The organism is Novosphingobium sp. ST904, from assembly GCF_001298105.1.
Lineage (GTDB): Bacteria > Pseudomonadota > Alphaproteobacteria > Sphingomonadales > Sphingomonadaceae > Novosphingobium.
The window spans coordinates 1-11,163 of record NZ_LGJH01000116.1 but is presented as its reverse complement, the minus strand read 5'-3'; the positions used below and the strand labels follow the sequence as shown (position 1 = coordinate 11,163).

The 11,163-nt window shown below is 64.6% G+C and carries 11 protein-coding genes and 2 pseudogenes; 10 read left to right on the top strand and 3 right to left on the bottom strand.

Translation table 11 applies throughout. The features are described from left to right. Nucleotides 1–76 precede the first annotated feature (76 nt). The 10 genes and pseudogenes from ADT71_RS05145 (at nucleotide 77) to ADT71_RS05100 (ending at nucleotide 6,153) form a co-directional block, all read left to right on the top strand. A pseudogene (locus ADT71_RS05145) lies at nucleotides 77–1,311 on the top strand (molybdopterin-dependent oxidoreductase). Nucleotides 1,312–1,323: 12 nt separating this feature from the next. After that, nucleotides 1,324–1,806: a cytochrome c gene (locus ADT71_RS05140; RefSeq protein ID WP_021224435.1), complete on the top strand. Its 483-nt coding sequence runs from the start codon at nucleotides 1,324–1,326 to the stop codon at nucleotides 1,804–1,806. Nucleotides 1,807–1,963: 157 nt separating this feature from the next. Then, entirely contained in the window at nucleotides 1,964–2,563 is a 600-nt protein-coding gene (locus ADT71_RS05135; RefSeq protein WP_054435627.1) for a recombinase family protein, read from the top strand. Nucleotides 2,564–2,693: 130 nt separating this feature from the next. Next, entirely contained in the window at nucleotides 2,694–3,044 is a 351-nt protein-coding gene (locus ADT71_RS05130; RefSeq protein WP_054435626.1) for a type II toxin-antitoxin system RelE/ParE family toxin, read from the top strand. Beyond that, nucleotides 3,041–3,379: a helix-turn-helix domain-containing protein gene (locus ADT71_RS05125; protein ID WP_054435625.1), complete on the top strand. Its 339-nt coding sequence runs from the start codon at nucleotides 3,041–3,043 to the stop codon at nucleotides 3,377–3,379. Before ADT71_RS05130 ends, ADT71_RS05125 begins: the two co-directional genes overlap by 4 nt. A 26-nt stretch (nucleotides 3,380–3,405) precedes the next feature. Then, the gene (locus ADT71_RS05120; RefSeq protein WP_054435624.1) at nucleotides 3,406–3,645 is read left to right on the top strand and encodes a hypothetical protein; all 240 of its coding nucleotides are present in this window, start codon (nucleotides 3,406–3,408) and stop codon (nucleotides 3,643–3,645) included. Between the two features lie 188 nt (nucleotides 3,646–3,833). Beyond that, nucleotides 3,834–4,517, top strand: a complete 684-nt coding sequence (parA, locus tag ADT71_RS05115; protein WP_054435623.1) for a ParA family partition ATPase — start codon at nucleotides 3,834–3,836, stop codon at nucleotides 4,515–4,517. After that, on the top strand, nucleotides 4,514–4,780 hold the full coding sequence (locus tag ADT71_RS05110; RefSeq protein ID WP_054435622.1) for a ribbon-helix-helix domain-containing protein: 267 nt from the start codon (nucleotides 4,514–4,516) through the stop codon (nucleotides 4,778–4,780). The genes parA and ADT71_RS05110 overlap by 4 nt, the downstream gene beginning before the upstream one ends. A gap of 53 nt (nucleotides 4,781–4,833) precedes the next feature. Next, nucleotides 4,834–5,085 carry a ribbon-helix-helix domain-containing protein gene (locus tag ADT71_RS05105; RefSeq protein ID WP_231635604.1) on the top strand — a complete coding sequence of 84 codons (252 nt, stop codon included), beginning with the start codon at nucleotides 4,834–4,836 and terminating at the stop codon, nucleotides 5,083–5,085. 357 nt (nucleotides 5,086–5,442) lie between these two features. Further along, nucleotides 5,443–6,153, top strand: coding sequence for a replication protein A (locus tag ADT71_RS05100; RefSeq protein ID WP_231635603.1), 711 nt, complete (start codon nucleotides 5,443–5,445; stop codon nucleotides 6,151–6,153). Between the two features lie 268 nt (nucleotides 6,154–6,421). On the opposite strand, the gene ADT71_RS05095 is transcribed toward ADT71_RS05100, so the two are convergent. From ADT71_RS05095 to ADT71_RS05090, 3 genes and pseudogenes are all read right to left on the bottom strand, one after another. Further along, nucleotides 6,422–8,065 (bottom strand): type IV secretory system conjugative DNA transfer family protein, encoded by a 1,644-nt coding sequence (locus tag ADT71_RS05095; RefSeq protein WP_054435620.1) that lies wholly within the window; start codon nucleotides 8,063–8,065, stop codon nucleotides 6,422–6,424. 1 nt (nucleotide 8,066) lies between these two features. Beyond that, the gene (locus ADT71_RS34880; protein WP_255351610.1) at nucleotides 8,067–8,189 is read right to left on the bottom strand and encodes a hypothetical protein; all 123 of its coding nucleotides are present in this window, start codon (nucleotides 8,187–8,189) and stop codon (nucleotides 8,067–8,069) included. Between the two features lie 45 nt (nucleotides 8,190–8,234). Further along, nucleotides 8,235–11,098, bottom strand: a pseudogene (locus ADT71_RS05090) (Tn3 family transposase). Nucleotides 11,099–11,163: the final 65 nt, after the last annotated feature.

Here is an 11,163-nt window from a genome sequence, read left to right as displayed (position 1 = left end):
TCGGATCAGTCGGTCCGATCACTTGCGAAACGCCCCTTCGATCCGCCAGCGTGGCTGGCCACAGGAGAGCCTTGTCATGGACAATTTCGACGCCGAACTGGCGAGTGAGACCAGCCGTCGCCGCTTTCTCAGGCATGCCGCGCTCGGTACCGCCGGCCTTGCCGCCGCGCCGGCACTGGCGCAGCAGCTCGTCGACCTGAAGCTGCCTGGCGGCAATGCCGAACGGCCGATGACCAGCGCCTTTCCCGGCAAGGGCAGCATGATCCTCCAGCGTGTCCATCCGCCCTTGCTGGAAACGCCGATGGACGTGTTCGACAAGTCGGTGTTCACGCCCAACGACCAGTTCTTCGTCCGCTGGCACTGGGCCGACATCCCGACCTCGATCGATGTCGAGACTTTCCGCCTCAACGTCTTCGGCCACGTCAACCGACCGCTGTCGATCAGCCTCGCCCAGCTGCTGCGCCTGCCGCGGGTCGAGATGGCGGCGGTCAACCAATGCTCGGGAAACAGCCGTGGGCTGTTCCAGCCACGTGTTGCCGGCGCGCAATGGGGCAACGGCGCGATGGGCAATGCCAAATGGCTCGGTGTGCGCCTGCGCGACGTGCTCGACCTCGCCGGGGTCAAGACAGGCGCGGTGCAGGTGCGCTTCGGTGCGCTCGATCAACCGGTCGTGGCGGGCGCCCCTGACTTTGAGAAGGCGCTCGACATCGACCATGCCCGCGACGGCGAAGTGATGATCGCCTTCGGCATGAACGGCGAGCAGCTGCCGCTCCTCAATGGCTTTCCCTGCCGGCTGATCGTGCCGGGCTGGTACTCGACCTATTGGGTCAAGATGCTGAACTCGATCGAGGTACTGCCCGGCCCCGACGACCAGTATTGGATGGCCAAGGCCTACAAGATCCCCGCGACGCCGGCCGCGAATGTCGCGCCCGCGCCAGAGACTTCCCGACTGTCCCCATCAACCGCATGATCCCGCGCAGCTGGATGACCAGCCTGCCCGATGGCCAGACGATAGCCTATGAGGCATCGATCCCGGTCGGCGGCATCGCGATGGGCGGCGACTGCGGCGTCGCCAAGGTCGATGTATCGTCGGACGGAGGCCGCACCTGGTACAGGACGACGCTCGGAGCGGACGAGGGCAGGTACAGCTTCCGTCGGTGGGATGGTCGCGTGCCGCTGCGACGCGGTGCCAACCCGATCATGGTGCGCTGCTGGAACACCAACGGTGTCGCCCAGCCGATGAAGCCGATCTGGAACCCGGGCGGGTTCATGCGCGGCAATATCGAGACCACCACCATCATCGCGGCCTGAGGAGCGAGTAGCATGAAGACCCCGTCTCCCGGCATCATGGCCGCTGGCCTGATCGGCCTGACCGGCATTATCCTCGTCTCGATCGGGGCGCCGAGCAGCCGCAAGGCGCCTGCCCCGATCTCCGAGACATCCGAGCCGGCACCGCCCACCAGCGTCTCAGCCCGCGGCTTTTCGCTCGCCTCGACCAGCGTCGACCTGCCGGTCGATGACGCTACCTACCCCGATGGTCCGCACGCCGACGTCATCAACGCCAACTGCACTTCGTGCCACTCGGCCAGCATGGCGCTAACTCAGCCTGCGCTATCGGCGGACCAGTGGAAGGCGACCGTCACCAAGATGCGTGAGGTGTACAAGGCGCCGGTGGCCGAGAAGGACGTTGACGCGATCGTTGCTTATCTCACCGCTATGCCGAGCCAGAAAGCGGCACCCGCAACCGGCAAGGCACAGGATCCCGACCCCAAGGTGGCTCCTGATGTCTCAGGTGGAACCGGATAAGCAAACCTCTCGCATAATCTAAAAAGGCGATTTCGACAGACGATCGGCAGCCTTCAGTAGGACTTTTTCAACAGCCACGGTCGGTTCTGACACCAACTCGCCACCCCAGCTTTTCCAAGGGTTTGCAGGTGTCATAAACCCGTGCCACAATGACAGCATGGAAACCGTGCCAAATGGTCGCAGGCTGATCGGCTACGCCCGCGTGTCGCGCGGCGACTCGCAAGACCTCGACCCGCAGCTTCGCGCGCTGACCGATTCGGGATGCGATCCGATCTACCGCGAGGAGGCATCGGGCGGCCGGTCCGATCGGCCCGAGCTGGCGCGCGCGATCGGCGCGTTGCAGCCCGGCGACGTATTCGTGGTGTGGAAGCTGGACCGGCTATCGCGCTCGCTTCGCGACCTCCTGTTCACGCTGGAGAAGATCACCGAGGCAGGCGCGGGGTTCCGATCGCTGACCGAGGCCGTCGATACCACCACGGCGGCAGGGCGCTTGATGACGCAGACCCTGGGCGCGTTCGCCGAGTTCGAGCGCGCCATGATCCGCGAGCGGACCATGAACGGGCTGCATCATGCGCGCCAGGCGGGGCGGCACCTTGGACGTCGGCCGAGCCTCACCGGCCCCCAGCGTGCCGATATCATCGCCAAGGCCGAATCCGGCCAAGGCTCCCCCGCCCAGCTCGCCAACCTGTTCCGCGTGTCGCGATCGACCGTGCAGCGCGTATTGCGCGAACATCGGGCGCGATTGGCGGGAGTGTAGCCCCCTGCCCTGCCCGGCTTGATGGAGGTCGTCGTTTCGACGTCCGCGTCTTTATCCTACCCACCCGACCCTTGGGCCGAGCAACGCTTATCTCTTGACCGCGTTGTGAGATACAACTACATTTGAGCCAATGCATCGAAAAGCCCTGCGCAACATTTCGTGGATCAAGGGCGCGCTCAAAGAGTTCGGCCGCTTTCCCGAGGACGCGCAGGACCAGGCGACCGACGCTCTCACGGTGATCGCCGAGGGCGACACGCCGGAAATCGCCAAGCCCATGACCGGGTTGGGTTCGGGCATATGGGAACTGGCGATCAAGGAACGGGGAGAAGCCTTCCGGGTGATCTACGCCCTCCAGCTCGACGACGACATTTGGGTGGTTCACGCCTTCCAGAAGAAGTCCAAGAGCGGGATCGCCACCCCGAAGCAGGAAATCGACTTGGTGCGCGAGCGCATCAAGCGTCTGAAGGAGGCGCTGCAATGACCGACGATGACGACTTCGAGCTGATCCGAGGCACTGGCAACGTCTATGCCGACCTTGGCATGAAGGAACCCGAACAGCGCCAGCTTCGCGCCATTCTGGCGGGCGAGATCAGCAAGACGCTGGCGACCGACAATCTGACGGTGCGGGCGGCCGAGAAGATCACCGGCGTCGCTGCCGCCGATTTTTCGCGCATCCGCCAGGCCAAGCTCAAGGGCTTTACCATCGACCGGTTGATGACGATTCTCGACCGGCTCAATCGCGACGTGCAGGTGTCGGTATCGGTATTGCCGCGTAAGGTGGACGGTCAGGCGGGGTTTCACCTTCATCCGGCCTGATCGGCACGCACCGAGAGAGATTGAAGATGGCTGACAACAAACACCGAGGGCCAACCCTCGACAGCTTCCTTGAGCAGGAAGGCTTTCTTGCCGACTCACAGACCAAGGCGATCGACGAGGACGCCGTTCGATCCGAAATGCCGAACGCCGAGACGCGCGCGGCGATGGAGTCGGCGCGCGTTACAATGAAGGCGCACCGCGTCGGCTTCACCGATCCGCAGGAACTCCTTGACGCCCTCGACGACGAAACTCGTTTAGGTCGCTGATAGCAGCAGGACATGGGGTGCCTGCCGCTGCGCGGCACCGCCGCTCAAGCGGTCTTGGCCCGCCGGGTTCCGATCGGCTGGCGGGGGCGAGGATCCGCGCAGCGGATCGCCGCCTTGACCTAGACGCATGGAACGTCCACACGTGAACGTGTTCACAAGTCCACACGTTCACGTGTTCAGGGGTTCACATGAAGGTCATCACCGTCATCAGTCAGAAGGGCGGCGCGGGTAAGACGACACTGGCAATCCACCTAGCCGCGGCCGGGGCGGGCGCGGGGCTTGCCGTGTTGATTCTCGATACCGACCCGCAGGCGACGGCAAGCCACTGGAGCGAGTGGCGCGGATCGTCGGACCTTGAGGTGGTCGATTGCGCCTCCCCTCCCCTTTTGCCCCGCAAGCTCCAACAAGCGGCCGAACTCGGGGCCGACTTGGTGGTGATCGACACCCCGCCCCATGCCGACATCATGGCGCGGGAGGCCTGCAAGGTCGCAGACCTGGTGTTGATTCCGTGTCGTCCGCAAGCCTTCGACCTCAAAGCCGTCGAGATGACGGCCGAGCTTGTGCAGGCGAGCGGCAAGCCCGCGTTCGTGCTGTTCATGGGCGGCCCCCAGCGCGCGCCGACAACCTACCGGGATGCCCGCGAGCTGATCGAGGGCAGCGATGGCGTCGCCGGCATGGGCGTAGACGTTGCGCCCGTCATGCTCACCCAGCGGGCGATCTATCATCACAGCACGGCGCAGGGGAAAACCGCGATCGAGCTGGAACCCGAAGGTAAAGCGGCCGAGGAGGTCGCCGCGCTATGGGCGTGGACAAGTGGACAGGTGAACGTGTCCACACGTTCACGGATGAACAAGAAGCGGGGCGCGGCATGAGCAAATTTGGCGCGATGAAGCAGCAGCGGGTGGAGAAGGCTGGCGCGATCGGCGACAGCCCCGACCAGGCGACGGCGACGCCCGCCACCCGCGCGCAGACCCGGCAGGGCAAGAAGGCCGTGAGCGCCTATTTCAGCCCCGAGGTCAGTCGCGGTCTGAACATGCTGGCGGCCGAGCAGGGAACGACGTTGCAGGCGCTCCTTGGCGAAGCCATCGACCTGCTCATGCGCCAGCACGGCAAGCATCCGTTTGGCGAGCGATAACTGTCCACGTGTGAATATGTGAACGTGTGAACACAAGATTAGGAGCTTTGGGGGTGGCAAGATCGACGAACGCCAGGAAATCGACCGGCACGCCCGCAGAGGTTGAAGAACCGATGCTGCCGATCGAAGCGCCACGTCGCCAGCGCAATCGCATCGGCAAGAAGTCGATCGCCGGTCGTTTCGATCCGGCGGTTGCCCGAGCGTTCGCGATCCTCGCCGTCAAGGAAGACAGCACGATCGAGGCGATGTTGACCGAGGCCGTCCTCGACATTCTCCAGAAATACAATCAGCCCATCGAGAAGTGAACAGGTTCACGTGTGAATGTGTGAACACGTGAACACCTGACCTATTGCGCCAGCATTATAGAGCGCACTTCCCAAAGACATAGGAATCTGACAGGCTTTGGTGTCGGCGGACACGTTCGCCGATTCGCCGTGGCGATCGTAGCGGGTGGCACCGCTAGGGCCAAAACGACGAAAGCCCGGCTTGGCGGCCGGGCTCTCGGAAAGTCTGATGGGCGGAGGCCCGCGTTCTGTAGCAGGAACAGCCTCCCGCAGATCGGACGCGAAGTCAACTCGAAAACGCTGTTTTCGAGAACGGGAGAGCTTTGTCCATGAAGGATTGCCGCCAGCAGCCGGGCCGACCGAACGACGGGAGGTTCCATGCAAACTGTGTTCGAGGCCCTTGGAGGGGCGAAGGGTAGGCGGCCCGGCCGTCAGACCGGCCAGCGGGTCCACCGCTACAGCCGCACCGAGGAGGGCCGGGAAGGGCGGTTCTGGCAACCGTTCAGTCCCAAGAACGTCGCTCGCTTCATGCAGGCGGCCGAGAAATATGACCGGTTGAAACGGCTTGCCCACCGGCGCGAGCGCAACAACCGCGAGAATGGCGCGATCGGCCATGTCGGGCTTGAGGTGTTGCGCGAGTTGCTTCGCCTGATCGACTACAAGACAGGCCGACTCGATCCGGCCATCGCGACGCTGGCGCTTCGCATCGGCCGCTCGATCGCGGCCGTGGTGGATGCGCTCAAGCGGCTCAAGGCGCATGGCTTCCTCGACTGGTTGCGTCGCTATGTGCCGACCGGCAACGCAGGAATGCGCGGCCCCCAGGTCAAACAGACCTCGAACGCCTACCGCTTGATGCTCCCGCCGCAGGTCGAGCGTGGCATGACGCCTCCACCGCCAGAAGACGACAGCGATCGGCGGCAGGCAGCGGCCGAGGAGGGCAGGGTGATGATTGCCAGGCTACCGCTCGATGAGCAGCCGGGCCAGCTCATCGACGATCCCGGCCTAGCCGCGATCCTTGCCCGGATCGGGCGAGCAATCATGGACCAGGAACGTGATTCAGAGAGGCAGAATGAATCCAGCCAGAGTTAGAAATATACAATGCGGAATTGGCCTAACGGCCAATGCGTAGTTCGTTTCGTGCCGCCTTCGGCGTCACCGGGCGGCCTACCGGCCGCAGGCTTGGCGGGAAGAAAGTGGGCGAGGTCGCGACCGGAACGTGCCGTAGCGACCGTCAGGAGCGCGGTGAGGGCAGGGAAGGGGCTTTCGACATGTTGTCCCGCGCTGGTTGCGCCCAAGCTCACCAGCGGGGCTTAAATCGACCCGTTAGTTTGCAGCCCAGCGACTTAGCCGCGATCGATCATGCCGGATCGAACCGCCCGGCGAACTCGCGATCGGCATAGTAGCGCAGCTTGGCCGCGATGATCGGGCGCTGCCCGGCGAGAAACAGGAGCTGGCGGTCGGGGCGCAGTGTGCGGACTTCATCGGGGGTGAGCAGCGCGCGGCCGACATGCTGCTGACCAAACGAGAGGCCGCTTTCTTCCGCGTCGATCGCGCGGCTCATCGTCTCGAACACGACGGTTTCCTCCCCGGCCAGATCGGAGACCAGCTTGGCGCTGTCCTGATCGTTGACCCCGAACACCTGGAGGACGCCCGCGTTCGACAGGAAGGTGCCGGCGCGTTGCCCGTAGAGGGCGCGGAGCTGGTGGACGTCCTGCAGGATCGGCCAGAGCTGGACGCCATAGCCCGCCATCAGCCCCATCGCGCGTTCGACCGGTTCGAGACGGCCGAGCGCCGCGAACTCATCGAGCAGGAACAGCACCGGCCAGGGTGGACGACCCGGCGCGCGCGCCAGCTCGGTCAGGGCTTGCGCCACCATCAGCCGCAGCCAGCGCGCATAGCTGGCGAGCCGATCGGGCGGCAGCACGAGGAACACCGTCGCCGGCGCATCCTTCAACCCGGCGAACGTGAAATCCGAGCCGCCCAGCACCGTCGCCATGCGTGGGGAGTCGAGGAAGTGGGTATGGCGCTGCGCGGCCGACAGCACGCCGGCAGCTTCGCGGTCGGATTTGCCGAGCTGACGGTTGGCGGCGCGCGCGGCCAGGCCACCTTGCGCCTGCATCGCCGCGAGCTGCGCCGCCAATGCGGCCGGAGCGAGCGTCAGCCGGTCGCGGAGCGTGTCCAGGGTGCGAGTGGCGGGCGGTTCGGTGGTGATGATGTGGAGCAGGATACCGGCGATCAGCGCCTTGGCTTCCTCGTTCCAATGCGCGTCGCCGGCTTCGCCGGGCGCGTCGTGGACCAGCGCGTCGGCGAGCGTCATGCAGTCGTCGGCGAGATCGAGGCCGTTGGGGTCGATACGATCGAGCGGATTGAACGCCGCCGAGGCCAGGCCGGTGACGCCGAACGGATCGAGGACATGGACCGCGCCGAACTTGCCGCGCTGGCGCGCGGCGATCCGGGCGTTCTCGCCCTTGGGGTCGATGCAGACGACCGCGAACGGATATTCCAGCAGATTGGGGATGATGGTGCCGACGCCCTTGCCGGTGCGGGCCGGCGCGATCGTCAGCAGATGCGCGGGGCCGGCATAGCGCAGCGGCTTGCCGGTCTTCACGTCGCGGCCGATCAGCAGGCCGTGATCGTCGTTGAGGGCCTGGGCTTCGCCGGCGCTGGCGAAGCGGGCCGAGCCGTGCGTGTCGGCGCGATCGTCATAGTCGAACCGGCGGAGCAGGGGCAGAACGAACATCCAGGCCGTGACCAGCACCACGGCACCGCCGATCCCGATAAAGCCGAGCTGGGGGACCACGCCGTTCTTATCCAGCTCGAAAAACCAGATCGATAGCAGCAGCAGGGCGAACAGCCCGAGGAACAGCACGATCGCGAACATGCCCATGCCGATGATGTGACGGGCGAACCGGAAGGGGGCGAGCAGGATGCCGAGCAGCGCCCACATCGGATTGGCGCGGGCAGTGCGGGCAAGGTTACGGGTAGCGCGCGCGATGCCCATCCTAGCGGCTTTCCGCCGCCATCATGGGCGTGATCGGCAACGAGCGATCGGCGTCGGGATGATCGAGCAGCCGGAGCAGGATTTGCGAGACGAGGGGAGGGGACACCCCTTCGTCTAGCAGCATATCGAAAAACGCATCATGGGGGCGTTTGCGGGAGGGGGCGGAATCCTACGCTAAGGATTTGGGCCAGCGATATTCCCCGGTTAGATTGATGTGTTCCCATCCCAACGGCGAGACGTGGGCGAGTAGATCAGGCGCGATATGGGTACCGCTGGCGGCCCGGGTATTGACGACCTCGCCGAGCTTCATGGTGTTCCAGAATATGATGATGGCGGCGAGCAGGTTCATTCCGGCGATGCGATAGTGCTGGCCTTCGCCGGATCGATCCCGGATTTCACCTCGGCGGTGGAAGCTGATGGCGCGCTTTAGGGCGTGGTGGGCCTCACCCTTGTTGAGGCGATCTGAGCCTGGCGCTGGAGGCCGGCATCAAGAATCCAGTCGATCATGAACAGGGTTCGCTCGATGCGGCCCACCTCTCGCAATGCGAGGGCCAGCTCATTCTGGCGCGGGTAAGAGGCGAGCTTGCGAAGAATCTGGCTGGGGGCGACGATCCCCGCTGCGATCGTCGCCATGATGCGCAGGATGTCGGGCCAGTTGCGCTCGATGAGCGGTTCATTGATCTTACCTCCGACCAGCGCTCGCACATTGGCCGGCGTCGCGTTGGGCGTGAAGGCATAGAGTCTTTTCTGAGGGAGATCGCGGATACGGGGGGCGAACCTGTAGCCGAGCAAGGCGCAGGCGGCGAACACATGATCGGTGAAGCCGCCCGTGTCGGCAAAATGCTGGCGAACGCGGCGGCCCGCGTCATTCATGAGCAGCCCGTCCAGGATATAGGGAGCCTCGCTGACCGTTGCCGGGATCACCTGGGTTGCGAACGGCGCATATTGATCGGACACATGGCTGTATCCCTTGAGGCCCGGGACGTTGCCATATTTCGCGTTGATCAGATTCATCGCCTCGCCCTGCTCGGTAGCAAGGAAGAACTGCCCGTCGCTGGATGCCGATTGCCCTTGTCCCCAGAAGGCGGCCATGGGCAGGGCGGCGTGGGCCTCCACGATCATGGCGAGCGCCCGATCATAGGCGCTGCCTTCGACATGCCAGCGCGCGATCCGCAGCAATTCCCAGAAGCTGTGCGTGTTGGTCGCCGCCGCCATCTTGCGCAAACCGAGATTGACGCCTTCCGCCAGCAACACGTTCATCAGGCCGATCCGGTCGCTGCAGGGCGCGCCGGTGCGCAGATGCGTGAACGCCTCGGAAAATCCGGTTCGCTCATCGACTTCCAGCAACAGATCGGTGATCCTCGCGGGCGGGAGCTGTTGATAGAGATCGAGCACGAGATCCTCGGCCCCTTCGGGCGTGTCGGCCCTCAGCTTGTCGATGTGCAGCTTGCCGTTCTCGATGATGCCGCCTGGGATCGTGCCGGTTCGCGCCGCGCGGCCAAACTCCTTCAGCCGTGTATCCAGTCGAGCCCTGCGCTCGGCCAGCCATTCGCCGGGTCGCAGCGGCACGGCGAGCCGCGCGGTCTGCTCTATCGCCTGTGGCGGGACCAGAAGCTGCTTGAGGTCGCCATAGCGGCGCGATCCCGCCAACCATATGTCACCGGACCGGAAGGCGTCGCGGATGTGGAACAGCACCGCGATTTCCCAAAGCCGGTGGTCGCCGCTGGGCTCAGCGCGAAGATGACGATGCCATTTCGAGTTGGGACGTAGAAAATCCACCGGCGGATCGACCTTGATCCCGTTACGCAGCATCGCAACGGCCGCCAGAAGAGGCGTGGCGATCGGCGCCGCCTGCATGTCGAGCAGGCGCAGCATCCTGGGCGCGTAGAGGCGGAAACGGTGATAGCCGTCCAGCACACGGCTGAGCGGGTCGGCCGCGAGCACGTTGGTCAGCGCGGAGGCCGTGGCGACAAGGGTTCTGAACCGTTCCCAGCCAGGCCCGGTGGCGATTATCCCGTCCAGGGCCGTGCCATCGTCCTGCGCTCCAAGCAAAGCACCACCGATTTCGGCAAAGGACTTCAGCGTGTCCCGAACGGCCGCCTTTTCGTCGGCGATCCTGGTGTTGCAAAGGCGTTCGGAGGCCCGATAGAGACGGCCTACGATGCGATCGTGGGTCTCCACGATGACATCGGCCAGCGATGACCGCCATTCCAGGGTGCAGACAGCGAGGATCGCAAGCCGCCTGTCTTCGGGCAGATCACGCATGCCGTCGGCGTAATAGCGCTCGCCCTGCCGGCGAAGCCGGGTCACACGATGCGCCGGCACGCCGTCCAGCAAATCCGCCGGAAGATCGAACCTTTGAAGATATTCCAGTCGATCCATCAGCCGGTTAGCGGCTGCTGAATTTGCGCCAACCTCGAACTGTCGCAGCCATACGAAGCGCGTGACGCGACCATCCACCGTATCCTCCAACAGGTGAGCCAAATTCTCGCTCAGGGTTGGCGTGATGCGATGGGCGATAAGATCCTCGATCCGGCGCTCGGCCTCAACCAGCGCATCGGCGCAAAGGCGCTCGATCGTCGAGGAGCCGGGAAGGATCGTGCGGGTGCGGCGACACTCCGCAACGAAGCGACGGGCAAGATCCTCATTCGATGTCGCCGCCTCGGCTTCCCGAGCGATCCATTCGCGCAAATCCCGTGCGCCCCGCCCCGAAAAGGAGCGATAGCCGTAGATTCGGCGAAGGTCCGCCAGATGCTCGTGCCGGGTCTCCTCGCGCGCGGCATAGAGGAGTAGATCGTCGCTGGTCAGGCCGAGCTGGGCCGCGATGAAATCCGATACCTGCGCCGGGATCAACTCGCCAGGAGCGAGCACCCGGCCCGGGTAGCGCAGGACGCACAGTTGCAGCGCGAAGCCAAAACGATTGTGGGCGCGCCGGCGCTGGCGGATATGCCCGAGATCCTCATCGCTGAGGGTATAGTGCCGCAGCAGCTCACCTTGATGGCCCAGTCGGCCCGAAGCTGCGATTTTGGCCATGTTGAAGAACAAAGATTGAACATGGCGATCTACCAGGCTCGCTCTTGTCCTCCAATCTCGTAAAC

What these genes read in the sequence shown, in the direction of transcription:
- ADT71_RS05140 (WP_021224435.1), top strand. Translation starts at nt 1,324, where the DNA reads ATGAAGACCCCGTCTCCCGGCATCATGGCCGCTGGCCTGATCGGCCTG.
- ADT71_RS05135 (WP_054435627.1), top strand. Translation starts at nt 1,964, where the DNA reads ATGGAAACCGTGCCAAATGGTCGCAGGCTGATCGGCTACGCCCGCGTG.
- ADT71_RS05130 (WP_054435626.1), top strand. Translation starts at nt 2,694, where the DNA reads ATGCATCGAAAAGCCCTGCGCAACATTTCGTGGATCAAGGGCGCGCTC.
- ADT71_RS05125 (WP_054435625.1), top strand. Translation starts at nt 3,041, where the DNA reads ATGACCGACGATGACGACTTCGAGCTGATCCGAGGCACTGGCAACGTC.
- ADT71_RS05120 (WP_054435624.1), top strand. Translation starts at nt 3,406, where the DNA reads ATGGCTGACAACAAACACCGAGGGCCAACCCTCGACAGCTTCCTTGAG.
- parA (WP_054435623.1), top strand. Translation starts at nt 3,834, where the DNA reads ATGAAGGTCATCACCGTCATCAGTCAGAAGGGCGGCGCGGGTAAGACG.
- ADT71_RS05110 (WP_054435622.1), top strand. Translation starts at nt 4,514, where the DNA reads ATGAGCAAATTTGGCGCGATGAAGCAGCAGCGGGTGGAGAAGGCTGGC.
- ADT71_RS05100 (WP_231635603.1), top strand. Translation starts at nt 5,443, where the DNA reads ATGCAAACTGTGTTCGAGGCCCTTGGAGGGGCGAAGGGTAGGCGGCCC.
- ADT71_RS05095 (WP_054435620.1), bottom strand. Translation starts at nt 8,065, where the DNA reads ATGGGCATCGCGCGCGCTACCCGTAACCTTGCCCGCACTGCCCGCGCC.
- ADT71_RS34880 (WP_255351610.1), bottom strand. Translation starts at nt 8,189, where the DNA reads ATGCTGCTAGACGAAGGGGTGTCCCCTCCCCTCGTCTCGCAAATCCTG.